Raw genomic sequence first — 20,324 nt, 5'->3', positions numbered from 1 at the left:
CACTATAAGGATCGCTTTCGACGTGGATAAACGGGCAGCCTTGTTCAGGACTGTTTGTATAATCCAAACAATCCAGGCGCGAGGGAGACGTGAGATGGACCGTTTCGATGCAATGCAGGCCTTTGCCCGGGTAGTGGAGACTGGCAGCTTCACCAAGGCCGCTGCGACCCTGCACATGAGCAAGACCACCGTGACGCAACTGGTTCAGCAACTGGAAGCGCGGCTGCGGGTGCGCTTGCTCAACCGCACCACGCGCAAAGTGAATGTCACCGCCGACGGGGCGGCCTACTACGAACGCGTGGTCCGGCTGCTGGTCGACCTGGACGACGCCGAGACCAGCGTGTCCAGTGCATCCATGGCGCCGCGCGGGCGACTTCGGGTAGATGTTCCCAGCCCACTGGCGCGCCTCCTGTTGATACCCGCCTTACCGGAGTTCTTTGCACGTTATCCGGATATTCAATTGACCTTGGGCGTGAGTGATCGCGTCGTCGACATCATTAGCGAGAACGTCGATTGCGTGGTGCGTGGTGGCGAGATCACCGATCAGTCCCTGGTGGCGAGGCATGTGGGCGATTTGCAGCTCGGTATCTATGCCGCGCGCAGTTATTTGCAGCGCTTCGGGATGCCGGAGCACCCTCGTGAATTGGAGGAGGGCAAGCACAAGACCGTGGGTTTTCTTTGGTCTCGTACTGGCAAGACGCTGCCCTACGCGATGCATCGCGGTGAGGAGCGCATGGAGGCTCAAGGCCGCCCGCAACTGATCGTAGACGACGGCAATGCCTACCTTGCTGCCGGCTTGGCTGGCCTTGGCATACTCTGGCTACCGCAGTACATGGCCGAACCACACCTTGCCAGCGGTGAGCTGCTGGCGCTGTTCGACGACTGGCAGATGCCGCCAATGCCGATGTACTTGGCATTTCCGCCGAGCCGCCATGTCAGCGCCAAGGTCAGGGTGTTTATCGACTGGATCACCGAATTGATGTCCGAGCGTGCGCCGGTGGTTGAGTAAAACAGGCAGGACCACTTTGAATTACGGATTGCCCTATCGCGCAAAGAACAAGCGGCTAGCGCTGGCCCCCCTGTGGGAGCGGCGGTGCGGCGGTCCGACTTGTCCCGCGATCAAGGGCGAAGCCCTTGCCAGGCTACGGTGATATCTAGCCCGGCCCAATCGCGGGATAAGCCCGCCCACAGGAGGCGGGCGGCGCGGCTGGCAATCAGCGCCCGATTCCGCGCAAGGTGTTTCGCTCACCGGTTGGGCCATTTATCCAGCAGGATCGACACGAACTTCTCTGCCGCTGGCGACAGCGACGCCCCTCGCCGATAGACCAGCCCCAGGGTGCGGGTGACCTGGGGTTCGATCAGCGGCACGCTGACCAGCGTCGGATGGTCGGCGCTGGGCATGGCCAGGCTGGGCATGGCCGAAACGCCCAGCCCGGCCTCGACCATGCCCAGCGAGGTGGACAGGTGCTGGACCTCATAGAACCACTTGGGCCGTAGGTTGAGCCCGGACAGGGCATGGTCCAGCAGCATCCGGTTACCGCTCAGGCGGCCCACGCCGATCAGGCGGTAGTCGGCCAGTTCGGCCCAGGTGACGGCGTCGCGGTTCGCCAGCTTGTGATCACGGCGGCAAGCCAGGACGAAATGCTCCTGCACCAGGGAGACGAACTCGATGTCCGGGTGTTGGCCGCTCATCATGTTGATGCCGAAATCCGCCTCGCCCCGCAGCACGGCCTCGAGCCCGTCGTTGGCGCTGAGATCCAGCAGGCGGATGCGGATCTTGGGGTATTGCTCGTTGTAGTCGCGGATCACCGACGGCAGGAAATAGAACGCTGCGGTCGGGATGCAGGCGAGGGTGACCTGCCCCGTTTGCCGTTCGGCGAGCTCCCGAATGCTCAGGATCGAGTCTTCGAAGTCATCCAACAGGCGCCTGGCCTTGGGCAAGAAATCTCGCCCGACGCTGGTCAGGCTGACGCGACGGGTCGTGCGCTCCAGCAGCGAGGTGCCCAGCCCTTCCTCGAGCTTCTTGATCCGCCGGCTCAGGGCCGGCTGGGATAAGTGCAACGCTTCCGCGGCCTCGTGGAAACTGCCAAGTTCAGCGATTTTCACGAAAGATCGTATGTCTTGAAGCTCATATTCCATCTCGGATCACTCTTTGGTCCCGGTCATAGATTGATTAATTAATCGCAATAATAGCTACGATATTTGCATTGGATTGATTTATCTATCCCTGTCAATCTTGTGCTCACAACATCAATGATCGCTATTGATCAACACGAGTGCGAAATCATGCAACGAATTCCTTGCGTACTCATGCGCGGTGGTACCTCCAAAGGGCCTTTTTTCCACGCCTGGGATCTTCCTTCCAATGTGGTCGAACGCGACGAATTGCTGATCAACCTGATGGGTTCCGGGCACGAACTGGAAATCGACGGCATCGGTGGCGGTAGCCCTCAGACCAGCAAGGTGGCGATCATCAGCCCCTCGCTGCACGCCGATGCCGACGTCGATTACCTGTTCGTGCAGGTCATGGTCGCCCAGCGCCGAGTCGATACCGCGCCTAACTGCGGCAATATGCTTTGCGCGGTCGGCCCCTTCGCTATCGAGCAAGGGCTGGTCAAGGCCCAGGATGGCAAGACCTTGGTACGTATCCGCAACCTCAACACCAACACGTTCGTCAACTCGCTGGTGGAAACACCCGGTGGCGTCGTGCGTTACGAAGGCCGCACGGTGATCGACGGGGTGCCGGGTAGCGCCGCCCCGGTGCACCTGACCTTCCTCGACGCGGTAGGTAGCAAGACCGGCAAGCTGTTCCCCACCGGCCAGGCCCAGGATGTGATCGACGGTGTGCCGGTGACCTGCATCGACATGGCCATGCCGATGATGATCATCGAGGCCAGCGAGCTGGGCGTGACCGGTTCCGAGACCCCGGCTCAGCTGGATGCCGACAGCCGCTTGCTGAAACGCCTGGAGGCCTTGCGCCTGAAGGCCGGCAAGGCCATGGGGCTGGGTGATGTCAGTGGCATGGTGATCCCCAAGCCCGTACTGGTTTCTCCACCTCGTCACGACGGCACGCTGCAGGTGCGCTACTTCATGCCTCACAATTGCCACCGCGCCTTGGCCATCACCGGTGCGATCGGCCTGGCAACGGCCTGCGTCAGCCCAGGCACGGTGATCATGGACATGTTGGGAGAACACGCGCAGCAGCTCGAGGAAGTCCGCCTGGAGCACCCGAGCGGTGGCATCGACGTGGCGCTTTCGCGCAGCGGTGCCGATGGCAAGACGCTCCAGGCCTCCGTGGTGAGAACCGCCCGCCGGCTGTTTTCAGGCTTCGTCTACGCCCCGACCTTGCGCAAGCGGGCGGGGTAGGCAGGGTCTGCAGCACATCGGCAACTCGCACATCCGCACAATTTCAACAATGGGTGATGCCTCATGAAACTCGCGAAGTCACTGTATTTCCAGATTCTCTGCGCCCTCCTGCTGGGCGTGGTGGTCGGTCATTTCTGGGCCCAACAGGCCGTTGCGCTCAAGCCACTGGGTGATGCATTCATCAAACTGATCAAGATGATGATCGCCCCGGTCGTGTTCTGCACCATCGTGACCGGCATCGCCGGCATGACCGACAAGCGTACGCTGGGTCGGTTGATGAGCAAGACCTTGCTGTTGTTCCTGGGGTTGACGATCGTCAGCCTGGTCATCGGCCTGGCAGCGGTATACCTGTTCCGCCCGGGTGTCGGCATGAACATCGACCCAGCCACCCTCAGCACCGAGGGGCTCGGCCAGTACGCCGCGTCTGCGGCCAAGCTCAGCGTGGTCGACTTCTTCATGCACATCATCCCAGACACGTTCATCGGGGCGTTCAACAAGGGTGAGGTGTTGCCAGTATTGTTCATCGCGGTGCTCAGCGGTTTTGCCCTGTCGTCGATGGGCGAGAAGGGCAAGCCGGTACTCGATGTGCTGGAATCGGCCTCGACCATGGTGTTCCGTATCTTCGGCTACCTGATGCGCTTCGCCCCGGTCGGTGCTTTCGGTGCGCTGGCCTTCACCGTCGGGCAGTACGGCGTGACTTCCCTCGGGGCGTTGGCCAAGCTGGTGGGTACGCTGTACATCGCCTGCGCATTCTTCGTGCTGGTGGTGCTCGGTGGCATCTGCCGTGCCCATGGCTTCAGCCTGTGGAAGCTGCTGCGGTACTTCCGCGAGGAGTTTCTGGTGGTGCTCGGCACCTCGTCCACCGAGCCCGTGCTGCCGCGCATGTTGGAAAAACTAGAAAAGCTCGGCTGCAAGAAAGGTGTGGTCGGGCTGGTGCTGCCAACCGGCTATTCGTTCAACCTCGACGGTACTGCCATCTACCTGTCGTTGGCGGCGGTGTTCATCGCCCAAGCCTGCAACATCGACCTGACCCTGGGGCAGACGGTGACCATGCTGGCGATCATGCTGTTGTCCTCCAAAGGCGCTGCGGGCGTGACCGGCAGTGGTTTCGTGGCGCTGGCCTCGACCTTGACCGTAATCCACGATATCCCGCTGGCAGGGCTTGCCCTGCTGATCGGCATCGACCGTTTCATGTCGGAGGCCCGAGCCCTGACCAGCCTGGCCAGTAACGCCGTGGCTACGGTGGTCATTTCACTGTCGGAGAACGCCTGTGAACGGGACACCTTGCTACGCCACCTGAATGGCACCCCGGCTGCACCAGCCGAGGGCGACACCGTGCACGCCGATTGGTCTGCCGAGCCTCGGCATCACGGCTGAAAGCCCTTCCACCTCACTGTGTTGACTTAGAATCCCACTCGACATCCCAGCGATGTGGAGTGGGGTAGGGGGCCGTCTGCCTTGCCGATGGCCGCAATAGAATAAAAACAAGAGAGAAGACCATGCTCGCACTCCTGGGCCTGATCATGGTGGTGACCTTCACCTACCTGATCATGAGTAAACGCCTGTCGCCGATCGTTGCGCTCACCGTGGTGCCCACTGCCTTCGCGGTGATCGGTGGCTTTGCCCCCGAGCTGGGCAAGATGATGCTCGACGGCCTGAAAATGGTGGCGCCCTCGGCGGCCCTGTTGCTGTTCGCCATTCTGTTCTTCGGCCTGATGATCGATGCCGGCCTGTTCGACCCGCTGATCCGCAAGATCCTCAAGCGCGTCAATGGCGACCCGATCAAGATTGCCATCGGCACAGCGCTGCTGTCGCTGTTGGTGGCGCTCGACGGTGACGGCACCACCACTTACATGATCACCTGTGCGGCGATGCTGCCGCTGTACAAGCGCATTGGCATGAACCCGATGATCCTGGCCACGGTGTCGATGCTGTCGCTGAGCATCATGAGCGGCATGAGCCCCTGGGGCGGGCCGGCAACCCGGGCCATTGCCGCGCTCGGGCTGGATGCGACCGAGTACTTCATCCCGTTGTTGCCCACCGTGATCGGCGGTGCGGCGTGGGTGGTGTTCACCGCCTACCTGCTGGGCCGCGCCGAGCGCCGACGTATCGGCAACATTGCCCTGGAGTCCGGGGGCGGCAATTGCTACATCAAGGAAATCCTCGGCGACAATCCGCACAAGCGTCCACGGCTGGCATACGTGAACCTGGTGCTGGTGATTGCCGTCATGTCGGCGTTGGTGATGGGCGTGATGCACTCCGCGCTGTTGTTCATGATCGGTTTCGTCGCGGCGCTGATGATCAACTACCCGCAACTGGACCTGCAGAAGGAGCGCATCCTCGCTCATTCGGGCAACGCCATGACTGTGGTGCTGCTGGTATTCGCTGCCGGCATCTTCGCTGGGATCTTCTCCGGCACCAAGATGGTCGATGCCCTGGCGCAGACACTGGTCGACTGGATCCCCGAGGCGTGGAGCCATTGGTTCCCGCTGGTGGTGGCGCTGACCAGCATGCCGCTGACCTTCGTGCTGTCCAACGATGCCTATTACTTTGGCGTGGTGCCGATTCTCGCCAACGCCGCCGCTGCCTACGGCATCGACCCGGTTGAAATCGCCCGCGCCTCGGTGCTGGGGCAGCCGGTGCACCTGATGAGTCCGTTGGTCGCCTCGACCCTGTTGCTGGTCGGCATGGTCGATCGCGATATCGGCGACTTCCAGAAGGCCACCGTCAAATGGGCGGTACTCACTTCGCTGGTCATCACGGCGCTGGCGTTGCTCACGGGGGCGCTGTCCTTCTTCGTCTGAGCCGCATCGGGCGCAGCCGGCGCCCACCTTCACTCAATAACAACAATAGAGTACCGAACATGTCCCGAGCTGTTTTCCGTGGGGCCACCTGTGGCCTGCTCTGCGGCTGGTTGCCTGTGGCCGGCGCTGCCGGATTCATCGATGACGGCAAGCTCAAGCTGCAGCTGCGCAACGTCTATTTCAACGAAAACTTCCGCGATGAACAGGGCATGAGCGCCCGCGCTGCCGCGACTGCCAAAAGCGAGCGGGTGGAATGGGCGCAGGGTTTTCTGCTCGACTACCAGTCAGGTTTCACCCAAGGGGCGCTGGGCCTGGGGCTCGATGCCCTGGGGCTGGTGGGTGTCCGGCTCGATTCGGGTCGAGGCCGCAGCGGTACCGGCCTGTTGCCGGTCCACGACGATGGTCGCGCTGCGGATGAGTTCACCAGTGCCGGGGTGACGGCCAAGGCGCGCCTGGGGCAGACCGTGGTCAAGCATGGCACCTTGCTGCCCAGGACACCGGTGCTGGTCTACAACGATGCGCGGCTGCTGCCGCAGACTTATCAAGGCACGCAACTGACCAGCACTGATGTCGAGGGACTGACCCTGACCGCTGGCCACTTGGACCGCTTCAAGCAGCGCGATTCCTCCGATAGCACCGGCCTCTCCCTGGATGGTTACGGAGGCGGCGAGTCGGGCGATTTCAGCTTCGCCGGCGCCGACTATGCCGTCACCAAGCAGCTGCGCCTGAGCTATTTCCATGGTCAGCTCGAACACTTCTACCGCCAGGACTATGCGGGCCTGGTACACGAGCTGCCGTTGGCCGGCGGGGTATTCACCACCGACCTGCGCTACTTCAGGAGCCGCGACAGCGGAGCCGCGTATGGCGGCAGGATCGACAACGACATGGTCAGTGGGCAGGTGTCGTATACCCACTCGGGACACACCGTCGGAGCCGGTTACCAGGTACTCGATGGCGAGGCGGGGCTGCCGTACATCAGCGGGGCGACGGTCTATTCGTTCAGTAATGTCGGCATCGGCAAGTTCATCGAGGAGGAAGAGAAGACCTGGATGGCGAGCTATGCCTACAACTTCGCCGCGGCCGGTGTCCCTGGGCTCACCTTCATGACGCGCTACCTGAGCGGCGACACCGGGCGCGCTGCCGACGCCGGGCTCAGCGAATGGGAGCGTGACATCGAGCTCGCCTATGTCGTGCAAGCCGGGCCCATGAAGGGCTTGGGCGTGAAACTGCGCAACTACGTCTACCGCTCCGATTTCTCCCGAGGGCGTGACAGCAACCGGATCTACCTGACCTACGACATTGCAGTGTGGTAGACGCGCCGATGCGGGTTGGCGGGCCCTGTCGGTCCCCTGTGCGCACGATGCCCGGCGCAGGTCAGATCAAGCCTTCGGCCTTCGTGTACCAGGGCGCTGCGAAATCGATGTATGTTTCTGCTTCTTGGGGAAGAACGATGAGCTATTTGGGACATCTCATTGGGGCTGCTAAGCAGCCCATCGTGGGACAAGTCGCAGCGCCGCTCTTACAGGATCACGCAAACCTTGCCGATGGCGGGTTTCCTGAGCGGCCTTGTGCCGCGATGGGGCGCGTAGCGGCCCCAAATGCTTAACTGACCGGCATTAGTGCTTAGGCTGGCTTTAGTGTCTTAGCGATCATATTTCGAGGACCACTGCTCAATCTGTTCCAAGGTGGCAGTTGCCCCTCCACACACCACTACCAACACGTTCTGGTACACACCCAGCAAGTGCGGCTCATAGGCCAAGGCCAACGCCGCACCACAAGCGGGCTCGACCAGTACGCGGTGATCGACCAGAAATTGCTTGCATGCCTTCAGAGCCGCCTGGTCGGTTACCACAACGCTCTGGATGCTGTGCGTTTGGCTGTACTGGTAAGCCTGTTCGCAGATACGTTTGGCACCCAATGACGTTGCGATTGAGCTGATGCGGTCAAGTTCAACCAACTGGCCCGCCTCGGTGGCGGCGTGGAAGGATGCTGCGCCTTCGGTTTCCGCGGCAATAACCGGCACATCCTGCCAACCGTTACGCATTAAACCCTCGATCACACCACAGAGCAGTCCACCCCCTCCAACCGAAAGTACAACGGCATCGGGCTTCTGGCCAGCTTGCGCGACCTCATCGATCAAGGTCGCGTGACCCGTCCAGAGCAACGGATCATCGAACGGGTGAATAAAGGCCTTGGTAGGGGAGAGCAGCGTCAATGCCAGCTGGTTCGCCTCCTGCCAGGAACTGCCATGCACAATGACTTCAGCGCCTTCCAAGCGAAGCAATTCCTTGGCACGTTCAGTGGTCGTTTCAGGCACGACCACGGTAACCGGGACGCCCAGCTTGCGACCTGCATAGGCGACCGCCAAGCCCGCATTGCCTCCCGATGAAGAAACGAAATGGGTAGCGCCGCGTTGGTGATGTATTTCGCAGGCGTAGCCCACACCACGCAGTTTGAACGAGCCGCACGGTTGCAGCGCATCGAGCTTGAGCCAGACAGAACGCTTGGCCGTGACAGACAAAGGACGGGATTCGATCAGCGGAGTGTTGATGTGAAGGGGCATACAATTCTCTCAAAACGCGGTCAGGTCGGCGGAGCGCTCTTCGATCGGCCATGACAGCAAGCGACGAGCCTGCGATCTGACCAAGCTTCGCATGTGCGATGTTGCTCGTGGACCAGTGACCAAAGTCAGTGACGAGTCGTGGTCGCATAAGTCATTCATGATTAGTGTGGGTGGTGCATATTCTATTCGCGCAAACCCAAATCCTAAGCGTAATTAGAAAGCACTTTTCTTTCTGGAAGCATCATCATATTTCCCAGCGTTGAGCCAACCCGGCCGCGCGGCTTGAGGCGTACCCGCCTTCTCCCTGAAACAAGAATCCCAAAAGGAACCCCATCGTGCATCAGGTGAAATATGACCTGTCCGAGGCTCAAACGAGCCTTGAGTTCATTCTTGAGCAAGTCATTTACGGAACAGAAGTGATCATACTCCGCCATGGGGTTGAGATCGCTCGCATCACCGCAGTGGAAGGCCTGCGCCCGCGCGGCACAGTCCTATTGGGTGCGCCGTATGAACTGTGATACTGCCTCCTACCCGCGACACAGCGCGCTGGATGACGCATACGGCCTCTTCACGGGGATCGCCTTGGCGGCGACAGGGATCGCCATCCTGGACAAGAGTGGGCTCATCACCGGGGGATTGCTGGAATGGCGCTGTTGGGCTCATTCATCAGCCCATACCCAACGTCGGTACTGGTACCTGCGATAAACGTGCCTTTCCTGATGTTCGCGTTTTTCACCATGGGCCGCAATTTCACACTCAAAAGCGTCTTGGTGAGTTTTGGGCTTGGGGCAGGCGTCCAGGTCGTTACTCCGGCACTGAACACAACGGGTATCGACCCCGGGCTTGGCTGGGTGATCGGAGGGACGCTTCTAGGCATGGGTATCCTATGCTTGGCCAGACACAACGCGTCCATGGGCGGAACGGGCTCCGTCGTCCTTTGGATTCAGCGAAGATTTTCGATCAATGCCGGGATCTCTCAACTGGTCTGCGACTGTATCTTGTTCATCATCGCGATGATCTATCTGCCGGGGGAAAAGCTCGTCTGGTCGCTGGTTGGCACAGTAGCGATGAACCTGGTGCTGATCATCTGGCATAAACCGGGACGCTACCGAGGCTAAGGCATAGGATGGCCATCGCCCCAGGCTGTGTGAAAACCCCAATAGCTGGTTAGAGCGCGCGGCCTTCGGGCTGTGCTGGCGCGCAGAGAACAAGCGGCTAGCGCTGCCCCCCTGTGGGAGCGGCGGTGCGGCGGTCCGGCTTGTCCCGCGATCAAGGGCGAAGCCCTTGCCAGGCGACGGTGATATCGGGCCCGGCCCAATCGCGGGACAAGCCCGCTCCCACAATGGACCTGCAAACTCAAATAGTTATGCGTTGTTCTATGAGAGCGGGCTCGTCCCGCGACCAAGGGCGAGGCCCTTGCCAGGCGACGGTGATATCGGGCCCGGCCTAATCGCGGGACAAGCCCCACAATGGCCTGCACATCGAATAGTTATGTGTGGTTCTATGGGGCGGGTTTATCCGCGAACGATGCGACGCGGTATAGGGCAGATAAACCCATGCGAGGCGTTATCTACTCAACGATCAAGACGGCCCGGCAGCACGCTGCCGAGCCGAAAGGCATCAACGTTGCGAATCGAGCGCTTCGTGTTCGGTCACGACCTGCTGGGCCTTGGCGTAGCTTTCGATCAGCAGACGGTAGTGCGGGAAGATCAAACTGTAGGCCTCGGCCCACTGTGCAGCATCCGGGCGATTCCACGTGCGCTGGATTTCCGAGGCGACTGCGGCAGTATCCATGGGCACCACGCCTGCCTGGACGATTCGGGCCAGCGTGATTTCCTGGGCAGCCTTGGAGTAAGTGCCGGAGGCGTCGATCACTGCGAATACTCTGTAGCCGGCATTGATCGCGGCAATCGCTGGGAAAGCCATGCATACGCTGGTGATAGTGCCGGCGATGACCAGGGTCTTTTTACCCGTAGCCTCTACGGCGGCGACGAATTCAGGATTGTCCCAAGCGTTGATCTCACCCTTGCGTGCCACATACTGCGCATGGGGGGCAGCCTCATGGATTTCGGGAATCAGCGGGCCGTTGGGGCCCTGCGGCACCGAAGCGGTGGTGATCACCGGGATTTTCGCCAATGTGGCGATCTTGGCCAGGGTGATGGCGTTGTTGCGCAGTTCGGTCATCGGCATGTCCTTGACCGTCTGGAAAAGGCCACTCTGATGGTCGATGAGTAGCATGGCGGTGTCGTCTGGATCGATCACCGGGCGCTGGCCGTTGAAGTTGGCAATCTGAGAAAAGTTGGACATATCGGTTTCTCCTGAGAGGGCCTCCAGGCCGGTAAACCCGTGCCTCCTGCCGGGCGTTCATCCAGGCTTGGCGAGGCCTGAGCCTGGGGACAGATCACGGAGAAAACGATATAGATGGAACAATTGCCTCGGTAGTCCGCAAAAATTAGTATCAGTGTTCTGCGAAAGGAACACTGAAATGGACGATCTCAACGACCTTTATTATTTCGCCCAAGTGGTGGAGCACGGCGGTTTCACGCCTGCCGGACGCGCCTTGGGCGAACCCAAGTCGAAGCTGAGCCGGCGCATGGCTGCGCTGGAGGAGCGCCTAGGCGTGCGATTGATCCAGCGTTCCACGAGGCACTTTTCGGTGACGGAGATCGGCCAGGTGTTCTACCGCCATTGCGTAGCGATGCTGGTGGAAGCTGCTGCAGCCACCGAGGCTGTCGAACGGCATCGTTCCGAACCCCGTGGGGTGGTGAGCTTGAGTTGCCCCACGGCGCTGTTGAACTTCTGGGTCGGCCCGATGCTCGCGCGTTTCATGGTGCAGTACCCGCTGGTGGAGTTGCATGTACAGAGCACCAATCGCCAGATGGACCCGATCCAGGACAGCATCGACATCGCCTTGCGGGTGCGCTTCCCCCCGTTGGAAAGCAGTGACCTGGTCATGAAGATACTGGGTGAAAGTCAACAATGTGTGGTGGGTGCCCCGGCGTTGCGCGAGCGCCTGCCAGCAAGGCCGGCACCTGCCGATGTAGCGGCTTTGCCAACCCTTCACTGGGGGGCGGCACAGCGTGAGTACCATTGGCAACTGGACGGTCCCGGGGATGCCAGAGCGCAGGTTCGCTACCGGCCACGGTTGGTTACCGATGACCTCGTCGCTCTGCGCCAGGCTGCACTGGTGGGCGCCGGGGCGGTGCATATGCCCGCCGTCGTGGTGCGCGAAGACCTGAATGACGGCACGCTTGTGAACCTGCTACCGGATTGGGCGCCCCGGACTGGGGTGGTCCATGCGGTCTATGCCTCCCGTCGCGGTTTGCTTCCCTCCGTGCGGGCACTGCTGGATTTTCTTGGCAGCGAATTTGCCACCAGCGGAATCAGCTAGTTCGCGAACGGCAGTGGTGAGTCCTGTCTGCCGTGCCACGCGTCTGGTTTCGCTCATGCCGCCGAGCGAAACCGGCTTGTCTCGCGGCATTTACCCCTCAGGCGGTGTCACGCCACAGATAAAATCATCCGATCCCAACCGGTGCGAGCCGTATTCCACGACGTAGCCCTCACCGCACCGCTGCGCTTGCGCCCGGGCAGTCTGCTGGTCGGCATAGACATCCACGAAATGCCATGGATGCCGGTCTCTAAGTACGCCCCAACCCAGGACCCTGCCTTCGCGATCAGGGTCTGCTGGAAGGTTCTTGGCCAGGCTGCGAATGTTCATATACCCCTCCGTGATACCGTCAAGGCTCAACGCTACTCTGCTGCGAGCTACCCCCGTTACTGGCTTTGCATCCATCTGGATGGGCAGCCAGGCATAATCCTGGGGCTAGCGCGAACAATCGTCAGCGCTGCTGTTCGTCTTTTCCCTTATGCAACACGAACCTCCTCGCCGCCTCACGAATCCCTTCGACCCCCAGCAAGCCAATCATGCCACCGAAAAACGGCGCGGTATCGAGGGGCATGCCGATCAGCGACAGGCCATGGCTGGCGGACAGGGCGAGGGCGCCGCACAAGGGGGCTTCTATTGCCATCCGGCGCAGTGAGCCGCCGCCATAAACCACGCGAAGCCCGGCAATGACGACAGCCAGGAGCCCGGCATACAAGGCTGGCCAGTTTTCCTGAAGCCAGCCGACGACCCATGCCCAGACATCGATATGGTCAAGCATGGAGCACCCCACTCATAGGGTCGCATCCAGGCGGCCAGTTTCGAATGGGGCTGGCTTGCCGGGCGGTGGAGGTTGTTTCGAGGTGCATGCGTTGTGTCCTTGTCAGCGAGATAAGCCATGGTCTGCAGACGACAGGGCGACGGCAACCAGCTGATGTCACAGGTACGGCATTTGTAGGCCAACGGATAGCTGGTCATTGACTCTCCCTGGCATAGGTCTATGCTCGAATCGTGGGAAAAAATCCCACGCATAAAAGAACAGGCTGACTGGCCCAGAAGGAACGTGCACAAGCACATCGGCACAGACACCGGGATGGAGCACCCGCTGGTTGCCCGTAAGGCAGCCGGGATTCGTTGGTTGTTGCGTCTGTTTCGAGCGTGAAACTGCAACCCTGAAGCGGAGATTCATCATGCTGCTCAAGAAATGCTTGCTGGCGCTCGCCATTGGCGGCGCTCTTTCGGCGTCGCTGGCCTTGGTACCTGACCAGATCAGTGATTTCTCCAGCGCTTATGCGAAAGATGGCGGTGGCGGTGGCGGTGGCGGTGGCGGTGGCGGTGGCGGAGGCCATGGCGGTGGCGGAGGTCATGGCGGCGGTGGTGGTCATGGTGGTGGAGGCGGCCACGGTGGTGGAAGTGGCGGGGGCGGTCATGGCGGCAGTGGAGGTGGTGGTGGCCACGGTGGAGGCGGCAGCGGCGGTGGAGGCGGCCATGGCTCAGGCCACGGCGGTGATGGTGGCGGCCACGGCGGCAACAGTGGTTCTGGCCACGGCGCAGAGGGTGGCCATGCTGGTAACAGCGGCCCGGGAAGCGCGAACAGCGGGCGTGGCCGCGACGACGGTCGAGATCACGATGAGGGCGGCCTGCATGGTGTCGGCCATGGCGCCGACGATGGCCCCAACCACGATGTCGGCGAGGCGCACGGCGTAGGCCACGGTGCCGATGATGGCCCCAACCATGATGTCGGTGAGGCCCACGGCATCGGCCACGGTGCCGATGACGGCCCGGCTCATGACGTCGGTGATGATCGCGGCGGTGCCTGACCGCTGAACGCAGGACGACGGGGCCCGGCGTGAGGGTCGGGCTCCGTGTTGAGGCCGGGCGTAGGCCAGGATGGTTGTGATGCCTTGGGCAAGCTGCTGCAATGGCCTGGGACCACACCGCCCGTCGATAAGGAAGACCTGCAATGCAATTGCCTACCTTGCCTCCCTCCCTCTTGCCAGCGTTGAGGCACGTCATGCGTCCGCTGGTGAGGCTGATGTTGCGCAAAGGGGTCACATTCAACAGCTTCACTCAGATGCTCAAGGAGATCTTCGTGGAGGTCGCCGAGCGGGAATTCCGTCTTGAGGGCAAACCGGCGAGTGACAGCCGGATCAGCCTGATCACCGGCGTGCACCGCAAGGATGTTCGGCGTCTGCGCGCCCAGCCGGTAGACGGCGACGCCGGAATGCCGGAGGCGGTTTCTTTCGGTGCGCACTTGGTGAGCATCTGGTTGAACCAGATGCCGTTCTGCGATCAGCCCGGCCAGCCGCGGCCCTTGCCACGCCTGGCCAGCATGGGTGGCGACGGCTCGTTCGACGGCCTGGTCGCGACGCTGAGCACCGATATCCGCGCGCGTGTGGTGCTGGATGAATGGCTGCGCCTGGGCGTGGTGCGGGTAGACGAACAGGACCAGGTGCACCTGCAGACCCGGGCGTTCATCCCGCAGCGGGGCTTCGACGAAAAGGTGGCGTACCTGCGCCATAACCTGCATGACCACGCTTGTGCAGCCGTGCACAACCTGACCGAGCCGGGCGAGCCATTCTTCGAGCGTGCGGTGCACTACGACAGCCTGTCCGTGGCTGGGGTTGAGCACCTGAAAGCGCTGGTGCAAACCGACGGCATGCAGGTGCTCATTGCCCTGAACCAGCTAGCCGCGGAATGGGAAGAGCGGGACCCTCCGCCCGCCGATGCCCGACAGCGCATTACCGTAGGCCTTTATCTCTACACCGAACCCAGCCCGGCCGAGGCTCCCCCTGAAGCCAAGGCCAGCCCACCATGAACGGAGTCCCGCGCCTGGTTGGCAGCCTCGCCGTGCTGCTCGGCCTGCTCATGCTGCCATTTTTGGCGACGGCAGCACCGGCTTGCGTCGAACCCGGCGGCATGGGCGGCACAGGTGCGATAGCACCCGGCGGTGCGGGTGCGCCAGCGGACACCGGTGGCGTCGGTGGCACCGGTGCGCGGCCAGGCGGAGGGGGGATCGGGGGCACCGGGGCTCCGGTCGAGGATGGCGGGGTGGGTGGCACCGGTATTGTCGGCACCATTACCGGGTTTGGCTCGATTTGCGTCAATGGCGCGGAAGTGCATTTCGATGACCACGTGGCCTTCAGCGAGAACGGCCTGCCCGCCAGCAGCCAGCGCCTGGCGATCGGCCAGGTCGTCGCGGTCGAAGCGCACCAGTCACGTCGGGGGCTGGAGGCGCGCAGCATCGCCATCCTCAACGCGTACGAAGGCCCGGTAACAGGGCTTGCCTCTGGCGATGTGCCTTTGCGTGTGATGGGCCAGCCGGTGCGCGTGGCTCCGGGCGCTCGCCTGGCCCCCGGCCTGCGCATCGGTGAGCCGGTGCGCGTCAGCGGCCTGCGTAACGCCCAGGGCGAGGTGATGGCCAGCCGAATCGATCGAGCGCCAGGCCTGATGCAGGCCAGTGCCATTGGCGATATCCGGCAGGCAGGCAATCTGCAGGGCCTGGCGCTAAGCAAGCCGCTGCCGGCCACCGGTGAAATGCTGGTGCGCGGTGCGTGGAACGGCCAGCAGCTTGACGTTGCCAAGGCTAGCCAGGACCCCGGTTTCCCCTTCGCCGGGCGAGTGCGCAACGCACTGGTGGAAGGGCTGGTGCGCGGGCAGCAAGGTGATCGTGTCGAAGTCGGCGGTTTCACCGCCTATGTCGGCGGCAGCCAGGCGGCGAGCCTTGCCATCGGCCAACGTGTCCGGGTGAGCGGCGTATTCGAGCAAGGGCGCAGCATTCGGGCCGATCGGGTCGAAGTGCTGCCCGAGCATTCCGGCCAGACCCTGTACCAGGGAGGGCGTAAGGTTGAGTCGCAAAACCATGAACGCACAAGTGCCGGACGTGGGCAGGGAAATACCCAGGAGCGCATCGAGCACGATGGGTCTGGTGAGAAGGTTGAGCGCCAGGACCTGTCAGGCTCGGGAGCGCTCGAGCGTCGGGAGCGGATCGAAACGCGTGACGATGGGGAGCGTGTGGAGACCCGCGAGCGGATCGAGGTGTTCGAAAACGGCGTGCGTGTGGAGCGCATCGAGCGGACCGAGAAGATCGAGCGCTCCGACCGGCCAGACAAGCCTGACCGCATCGAAAGGATCGAGCGGGTAGAACGTACGGAACGGCCGGACAAGGTCGAACGGCCCGAAAAGGTCGAACGCCCAGAGAAAATCGAGCGCCCTGAAAAAGTGGAGCGCCCAGAAAAGGTCGAGCGTGTGGACCATTCGGGACCGCATTGACGCTGGGCCTTGCTTGATGGGCTGGTGGCCCATGTAACCGTCGATATGCAATCGCCACGAGGTGATCATGGTACCGATACGCGCGCTGTTTCCCTGCCTGATGGCCCTGGCATTGCCCGCCGTGGCAGGTGACCTCAGCCTTTCGACAGGGGTGGACTACTCGCGGGGCGACTATGGCACGGCCGCCACCAGCGAGACCTGGTACGTACCTGTGATCGGCAAGTACGAAGCCGGCCCGATGATCTACAAACTCACCATTCCCTACCTGCGCATTACCAACCCCGCGGTTGGCCCCGGCGGAGAGCCGTTGGCGGGCGATGATTGCGGGCGCGTCGAGAGCGGCCTCGGAGACACGGTGGCCAGCGTCGATTATGCGCTGTTCGATGGCCGCGACGGCGGCAACCTGTTGGTGGACCTGGTGGGGAAGGTGAAGTTGCCCACGGCGGACGAAGACCGTTGTCTGGGTACGGGCAAAGCCGATTATTCCGCCCAGGTCGATCTGGTGCGGGCCTTTGGCGCCGTGAGCGGCTTTGCCACGTTGGGCTGGAAGAAGTTCGGTGACCCGGCGGGCAGCGATTTTCGCGACCCGGTCTTTACCTCCGTAGGCCTGGTTACCCGCCTGGCACCTGGTACGTCCGCGGGGGCAGCCTATGACTGGCGGCAGAAAGTGACTGCCGACGGTGATGAAATCCGGGAGCTCACCTTGTTCCTGACCCAAAGGCTCGATGCGCACTGGAAGGTCCAGCTCTATGCATTGAAAGGCTTTTCCGATGCGAGCCCCGACACCGGCGGCGGGTTACAGCTCAGCCGCGCTTTCTAAGACAACCCAGTCACTGCAACGTCGGTACAGCCGGCAGGCCGCGAAGCGTCGTCTCGATATCGGCGATTTGCTTGGCAAGCCTGTCGGCTTCCTCATGGCGTGCCTGGGACCTCAGCAGGTCGCGTTTCTGGCGCAGGTTGAGCAGGGTCTTTTGTAGGGAGAGGGCAGAGGTTTGATACGGGTCCATGTCGGTCTCGTGCTGCTGGCATCCGTGCCGCTGTAGGAAAGCGGCGACCGTATCAGCTCGTTCAAACAGGTGAAACTGATGTTTCATACAGGGACTGGGCTTTACGTAGGACCCAGGCTACGCGTGCTTCGGACGAGTCCTGCAAAGCCAGCGTGAGATACGTTTCGACTGATGACCTGGGACAGGGTGTTCCCCCTGTAGACAAGGGGGCGCGCGCTCGTTAAGCCCTCGAATGGTCTGTTGGGCTACATAAGGTCAATGCCGAGTTAATGGGAAAAGAAATGTTTCAATTGCCTGGCACCGAGTATGTCTTGCAAACGGAAAACAGCAGAATTGAACCCTTCACCGCACGCATGGCTCGAACCCAGCACAGGCTCACGTCGAGGTGGATCATGAAAAAGAACACCGGCAGCACACCCGCTCAACGCACGCCAGGTAAGTCGAGCGGGACAACGATGCCCTGCGACCGAACGCTAGACGGCCCCAGGTGGGGAAGACCACGGCCCAACGCACCGCCGAGCAGGAGGGCGATGTGGCGCGAGGTAATGAAGGGACGCGATAGCAGGCGGAGCGCCTCAAGCCGATTGCTTCGAAAATTTTGCATCAAGGTTGCAACGATGGCGTGTGGGCTGTAGCTCCCAGGCCCCGAATACGTATGGCCAGCGCCATTCGAGGCAGGTTTCGAGTGGTCTGCAAGTATTCGTTTTATTGCACTCAACCCCCATTTAATTTCAATTAATTTCAGCGTGCCAGCATTCTAAGCTCGTCCTGTCGCCGCGCAGTCCAGCGGCTTCAGGAGTTTTCCATGTCACATGCTTGTGAAACACAGGGCCCTGCCATACCGCCCTCCGACGATCTGATCGACTGGTTGCGCATGCTCATGCGCGCCGAGCGTGCTGGTGCCAGGCTGATGCTCGACAGCGCCAGGCAGACCACAGACCCCTTGTTGCTTCAGCGCCTGGAGCAGCTGCACCACGGCGAAGCCGAGAGCTGCCGTCGCCTGCGCAACTGCCTGGAACGCCTGGATGCCAAGCCCGGCGGCGGCATGGGCGAGTTCTATGGCAAGGCCATGGCCATCGCCGACCTGCACGAGCGCCTGCATTTCATCGCCCGCGGCCAACGCTGGGTCGCCCGCCAATTGCAGGCACGCCTGCCCTCGATCGAACAGCCCTGGCTGCGCCAGGAGCTGCAAGTGGTGCTGGGGCTGCACCAGGACACCCCCGACGTTTGAAGCGCGTCCGATTTCCAATACCCACAAGGACACACCATGCCTTCCGAGCTTTCCTCCAACCTGCCCGGCGCTGCGCCGGCCAGCCGTACCACCCGCTTCGCCCGTGAGCTGCTGGCCCAGGCCGGCCTTGGCCTGGAGGGCGAGCAGCCCTGGGACATGCAACTGCACGCCGCCGATGTACCCCAGCGCGCCCTGGCCCAGGGCAACCTTGGCCTGGGCGAGGCCTACATGGATGGTGACTGGGACTGCGAGCAACTCGACGAATTCTTCACCCGCCTGCTTCGCGCTGGTGTGGCCGACCAAGTCAGCCCGATGGCGCTGATCTACCATGCGCTGCAGGCTCGTCTGCTCAATCGCCAGACGTCCCGACGCGCCTGGACCGTGGGCGAGCGCCACTATGACCTGGGCAACGATTTCTACGCAGCCATGCTCGATCCGCGCATGACCTATACCTGCGGCTATTGGAAGGACGCCGACGACCTTGCCCAGGCCCAGGAAGCCAAACTGGACCTGATCTGCCGCAAGTTGGGGCTGCGCCCGGGCATGCGGCTTCTGGACATCGGCTGCGGCTGGGGCAGCTTCATGGGTTTTGCCGCCGAGCGCTATGGCGTCGAATGCGTCGGGGTGACTATCTCCCGCGAGCAGTGCCAATGGGCCGAGAAACGCTACAAAGGCCTGCCGCTGGAGTTTCGCCTCCAGGATTACCGAGCGCTCGACGAGCGCTTCGATCGCGTTGTCAGCATCGGCATGTTCGAGCACGTGGGGCGCAAGAATCATCGCACCTTCATGGAAGTCGCCGCGCGTTGTCTGGAGGACGATGGCCTGCTGCTGTTGCACACCATCGGTAAGAACCGGCGTCGCGACGTGCCGGACCGCTGGATCGACAAGTACATCTTCCCCAATGGCGACCTGCCTTCGATCGGCCAGATCGGCGATGCCGCCGATGGCCTGTTGGTGGTCGAGGACCTGCATAACTTCGGTGCGGACTACGACCGCACGCTGATGGCTTGGTACGAGAACTTCGAGGCCCATTGGCAGTATTTCGCCAACGAACTGGGCGAGCGCTTCCGGCGTATGTGGCGCTACTACCTGTTGTCCTGCGCAGGTGCATTCCGTGCCCGGGACATCCAGTTGTGGCAATGGGTGATGTCACGCCGAGGTGTGCTCGGCGGCTACCAACGGGTCAGTTAAACCACCTGAGTGGGCTTGCCCTGCGAACAAGGGCGAAGCCCTTGCCAAGCAGCGGCGATGGCAGTGCTGCCCAATCGCGGGACAAGCCCGCTCCCACAGGATTACCGCAGTCCTGAAATAACGCTGTCCCTGAGCGGGCTTGCCCCGCGAACACCGGCAACGCCGGTGCCCGTTAGCGCGAGGCATGCCTCGCCGGTAAACCCGCTCCAACAAGGATCCCCGACACGAAGGCCGCCAGCGCTCATCTGATACGCTTTTTTTACATGAACCTGAATCTGTAACCGTATCAGCCTCACGCCGACAATACCCATCAGGCCCAGCCTTTCCTACCGGCGAGCGCTGGGCAAGCTGAGCTGCACTGCATCCGCACCAGCCAGCCTCGCCGTTCCCGTACATCCATGTAGAGGTTCCGATGGGCAAGCTCGCACTGTTTCTGGGTGGTTTCCTGTTCCTGACAATCCTGATCGGCCTGCTGGGGACCATTCCGCCCAGCTGAATCCGTTGTTCA

At 62.0% G+C, this 20,324-nt stretch carries 20 protein-coding genes; 14 read left to right on the top strand and 6 right to left on the bottom strand.

Annotated elements, in window-relative coordinates; genetic code table 11:
- Positions 1–94: 94 nt before the first annotated feature.
- Complete coding sequence (locus tag ACNFG0_RS10020; protein WP_416764644.1) at positions 95–1,009, top strand: LysR substrate-binding domain-containing protein; 915 nt, start codon at positions 95–97, stop codon at positions 1,007–1,009.
- Between the two features lie 236 nt (positions 1,010–1,245).
- Here the strand turns inward: ACNFG0_RS10020 and ACNFG0_RS10015 are convergent, their stop codons facing one another.
- Positions 1,246–2,139 (bottom strand): LysR family transcriptional regulator, encoded by an 894-nt coding sequence (locus ACNFG0_RS10015; protein ID WP_196145835.1) that lies wholly within the window; start codon positions 2,137–2,139, stop codon positions 1,246–1,248.
- A gap of 147 nt (positions 2,140–2,286) precedes the next feature.
- Between ACNFG0_RS10015 and ACNFG0_RS10010 the strand changes: the two genes are divergently transcribed.
- The 4 genes from ACNFG0_RS10010 to ACNFG0_RS09995 all read left to right on the top strand — a co-directional run bounded on the left by ACNFG0_RS10010 (position 2,287) and on the right by ACNFG0_RS09995 (position 7,483).
- Positions 2,287–3,366, top strand: coding sequence for a 4-oxalomesaconate tautomerase (locus ACNFG0_RS10010; protein WP_416764643.1), 1,080 nt, complete (start codon positions 2,287–2,289; stop codon positions 3,364–3,366).
- Positions 3,367–3,429: 63 nt separating this feature from the next.
- Positions 3,430–4,743: a dicarboxylate/amino acid:cation symporter gene (locus ACNFG0_RS10005; protein ID WP_416764642.1), complete on the top strand. Its 1,314-nt coding sequence runs from the start codon at positions 3,430–3,432 to the stop codon at positions 4,741–4,743.
- A gap of 122 nt (positions 4,744–4,865) precedes the next feature.
- On the top strand, positions 4,866–6,170 hold the full coding sequence (locus tag ACNFG0_RS10000; protein WP_196145833.1) for a CitMHS family transporter: 1,305 nt from the start codon (positions 4,866–4,868) through the stop codon (positions 6,168–6,170).
- Positions 6,171–6,229: 59 nt separating this feature from the next.
- Complete coding sequence (locus tag ACNFG0_RS09995; protein ID WP_416764641.1) at positions 6,230–7,483, top strand: OprD family porin; 1,254 nt, start codon at positions 6,230–6,232, stop codon at positions 7,481–7,483.
- A gap of 329 nt (positions 7,484–7,812) precedes the next feature.
- Here the strand turns inward: ACNFG0_RS09995 and ACNFG0_RS09990 are convergent, their stop codons facing one another.
- On the bottom strand, positions 7,813–8,733 hold the full coding sequence (locus ACNFG0_RS09990) for a pyridoxal-phosphate dependent enzyme (RefSeq protein ID WP_416764640.1): 921 nt from the start codon (positions 8,731–8,733) through the stop codon (positions 7,813–7,815).
- A gap of 335 nt (positions 8,734–9,068) precedes the next feature.
- Between ACNFG0_RS09990 and ACNFG0_RS09985 the strand changes: the two genes are divergently transcribed.
- Positions 9,069–9,251, top strand: a complete 183-nt coding sequence (locus ACNFG0_RS09985; protein WP_196145830.1) for a type II toxin-antitoxin system Phd/YefM family antitoxin — start codon at positions 9,069–9,071, stop codon at positions 9,249–9,251.
- Between the two features lie 126 nt (positions 9,252–9,377).
- Positions 9,378–9,851, top strand: a complete 474-nt coding sequence (locus ACNFG0_RS09980; protein ID WP_416764639.1) for a YitT family protein — start codon at positions 9,378–9,380, stop codon at positions 9,849–9,851.
- Positions 9,852–10,353: 502 nt separating this feature from the next.
- Here the strand turns inward: ACNFG0_RS09980 and ACNFG0_RS09975 are convergent.
- Positions 10,354–11,040: a hydrolase gene (locus tag ACNFG0_RS09975; protein WP_416764638.1), complete on the bottom strand. Its 687-nt coding sequence runs from the start codon at positions 11,038–11,040 to the stop codon at positions 10,354–10,356.
- 178 nt (positions 11,041–11,218) lie between these two features.
- On the opposite strand from ACNFG0_RS09975, the gene ACNFG0_RS09970 reads away from it, so the two are divergent.
- Positions 11,219–12,124, top strand: a complete 906-nt coding sequence (locus ACNFG0_RS09970; protein ID WP_416764637.1) for a LysR family transcriptional regulator — start codon at positions 11,219–11,221, stop codon at positions 12,122–12,124.
- A gap of 90 nt (positions 12,125–12,214) precedes the next feature.
- Here the strand turns inward: ACNFG0_RS09970 and ACNFG0_RS09965 are convergent, their stop codons facing one another.
- A complete protein-coding gene (locus ACNFG0_RS09965; RefSeq protein WP_416764636.1) occupies positions 12,215–12,451 on the bottom strand; it encodes a hypothetical protein in 237 nt (78 codons plus the stop codon).
- A gap of 121 nt (positions 12,452–12,572) precedes the next feature.
- A complete protein-coding gene (locus ACNFG0_RS09960) occupies positions 12,573–12,896 on the bottom strand; it encodes a phage holin, lambda family (RefSeq protein WP_416764635.1) in 324 nt (107 codons plus the stop codon).
- A 409-nt stretch (positions 12,897–13,305) separates the two neighbouring features.
- Here ACNFG0_RS09960 and ACNFG0_RS09955 point away from each other — a divergent pair, with 409 nt between their 5' ends.
- From ACNFG0_RS09955 to ACNFG0_RS09940, 4 genes are all read left to right on the top strand, one after another.
- Positions 13,306–13,935, top strand: a complete 630-nt coding sequence (locus ACNFG0_RS09955) for a hypothetical protein (protein ID WP_416764634.1) — start codon at positions 13,306–13,308, stop codon at positions 13,933–13,935.
- A gap of 143 nt (positions 13,936–14,078) precedes the next feature.
- A complete protein-coding gene (locus tag ACNFG0_RS09950) occupies positions 14,079–14,933 on the top strand; it encodes a DUF6502 family protein (protein ID WP_196155006.1) in 855 nt (284 codons plus the stop codon).
- Positions 14,930–16,387, top strand: coding sequence for a DUF5666 domain-containing protein (locus ACNFG0_RS09945; RefSeq protein WP_416764633.1), 1,458 nt, complete (start codon positions 14,930–14,932; stop codon positions 16,385–16,387). Before ACNFG0_RS09950 ends, ACNFG0_RS09945 begins: the two co-directional genes overlap by 4 nt.
- A gap of 67 nt (positions 16,388–16,454) precedes the next feature.
- A complete protein-coding gene (locus tag ACNFG0_RS09940) occupies positions 16,455–17,207 on the top strand; it encodes a hypothetical protein (protein ID WP_416764632.1) in 753 nt (250 codons plus the stop codon).
- A gap of 10 nt (positions 17,208–17,217) precedes the next feature.
- Here ACNFG0_RS09940 and ACNFG0_RS09935 read toward each other — a convergent pair whose 3' ends face one another.
- Positions 17,218–17,481, bottom strand: coding sequence for a hypothetical protein (locus tag ACNFG0_RS09935; protein ID WP_416764631.1), 264 nt, complete (start codon positions 17,479–17,481; stop codon positions 17,218–17,220).
- Between the two features lie 718 nt (positions 17,482–18,199).
- Between ACNFG0_RS09935 and ACNFG0_RS09930 the strand changes: the two genes are divergently transcribed.
- Together ACNFG0_RS09930 and cfa are read left to right on the top strand one after the other, a co-directional pair.
- Positions 18,200–18,625, top strand: coding sequence for a DUF892 family protein (locus ACNFG0_RS09930; RefSeq protein ID WP_196155002.1), 426 nt, complete (start codon positions 18,200–18,202; stop codon positions 18,623–18,625).
- Between the two features lie 36 nt (positions 18,626–18,661).
- A complete protein-coding gene (cfa, locus tag ACNFG0_RS09925) occupies positions 18,662–19,816 on the top strand; it encodes a cyclopropane fatty acyl phospholipid synthase (protein WP_196155001.1) in 1,155 nt (384 codons plus the stop codon).
- Positions 19,817–20,324 lie beyond the last annotated feature (508 nt).

Source organism: Pseudomonas sp. NY15372, from assembly GCF_048068215.1.
Classification (GTDB): domain Bacteria; phylum Pseudomonadota; class Gammaproteobacteria; order Pseudomonadales; family Pseudomonadaceae; genus Aquipseudomonas; species Aquipseudomonas guariconensis_A.
Note: the sequence above shows the minus strand (reverse complement) of the source record. Positions and strands in the feature narration are given on the sequence as shown.

Excerpts from the sequence above, each read along its gene's own strand:
- ACNFG0_RS09945 (WP_416764633.1), top strand. The coding sequence starts at position 14,930 with ATGAACGGAGTCCCGCGCCTGGTTGGCAGCCTCGCCGTGCTGCTCGGC.
- cfa (WP_196155001.1), top strand. The coding sequence starts at position 18,662 with ATGCCTTCCGAGCTTTCCTCCAACCTGCCCGGCGCTGCGCCGGCCAGC.
- ACNFG0_RS09940 (WP_416764632.1), top strand. The coding sequence starts at position 16,455 with ATGGTACCGATACGCGCGCTGTTTCCCTGCCTGATGGCCCTGGCATTG.
- ACNFG0_RS09975 (WP_416764638.1), bottom strand. The coding sequence starts at position 11,040 with ATGTCCAACTTTTCTCAGATTGCCAACTTCAACGGCCAGCGCCCGGTG.
- ACNFG0_RS09970 (WP_416764637.1), top strand. The coding sequence starts at position 11,219 with ATGGACGATCTCAACGACCTTTATTATTTCGCCCAAGTGGTGGAGCAC.
- ACNFG0_RS09995 (WP_416764641.1), top strand. The coding sequence starts at position 6,230 with ATGTCCCGAGCTGTTTTCCGTGGGGCCACCTGTGGCCTGCTCTGCGGC.
- ACNFG0_RS10005 (WP_416764642.1), top strand. The coding sequence starts at position 3,430 with ATGAAACTCGCGAAGTCACTGTATTTCCAGATTCTCTGCGCCCTCCTG.
- ACNFG0_RS10010 (WP_416764643.1), top strand. The coding sequence starts at position 2,287 with ATGCAACGAATTCCTTGCGTACTCATGCGCGGTGGTACCTCCAAAGGG.
- ACNFG0_RS10015 (WP_196145835.1), bottom strand. The coding sequence starts at position 2,139 with ATGGAATATGAGCTTCAAGACATACGATCTTTCGTGAAAATCGCTGAA.
- ACNFG0_RS09935 (WP_416764631.1), bottom strand. The coding sequence starts at position 17,481 with ATGAAACATCAGTTTCACCTGTTTGAACGAGCTGATACGGTCGCCGCT.
- ACNFG0_RS10000 (WP_196145833.1), top strand. The coding sequence starts at position 4,866 with ATGCTCGCACTCCTGGGCCTGATCATGGTGGTGACCTTCACCTACCTG.
- ACNFG0_RS09930 (WP_196155002.1), top strand. The coding sequence starts at position 18,200 with ATGTCACATGCTTGTGAAACACAGGGCCCTGCCATACCGCCCTCCGAC.
- ACNFG0_RS09950 (WP_196155006.1), top strand. The coding sequence starts at position 14,079 with ATGCAATTGCCTACCTTGCCTCCCTCCCTCTTGCCAGCGTTGAGGCAC.
- ACNFG0_RS09960 (WP_416764635.1), bottom strand. The coding sequence starts at position 12,896 with ATGCTTGACCATATCGATGTCTGGGCATGGGTCGTCGGCTGGCTTCAG.
- ACNFG0_RS09955 (WP_416764634.1), top strand. The coding sequence starts at position 13,306 with ATGCTGCTCAAGAAATGCTTGCTGGCGCTCGCCATTGGCGGCGCTCTT.
- ACNFG0_RS09980 (WP_416764639.1), top strand. The coding sequence starts at position 9,378 with ATGGCGCTGTTGGGCTCATTCATCAGCCCATACCCAACGTCGGTACTG.
- ACNFG0_RS09965 (WP_416764636.1), bottom strand. The coding sequence starts at position 12,451 with ATGAACATTCGCAGCCTGGCCAAGAACCTTCCAGCAGACCCTGATCGC.
- ACNFG0_RS09990 (WP_416764640.1), bottom strand. The coding sequence starts at position 8,733 with ATGCCCCTTCACATCAACACTCCGCTGATCGAATCCCGTCCTTTGTCT.
- ACNFG0_RS10020 (WP_416764644.1), top strand. The coding sequence starts at position 95 with ATGGACCGTTTCGATGCAATGCAGGCCTTTGCCCGGGTAGTGGAGACT.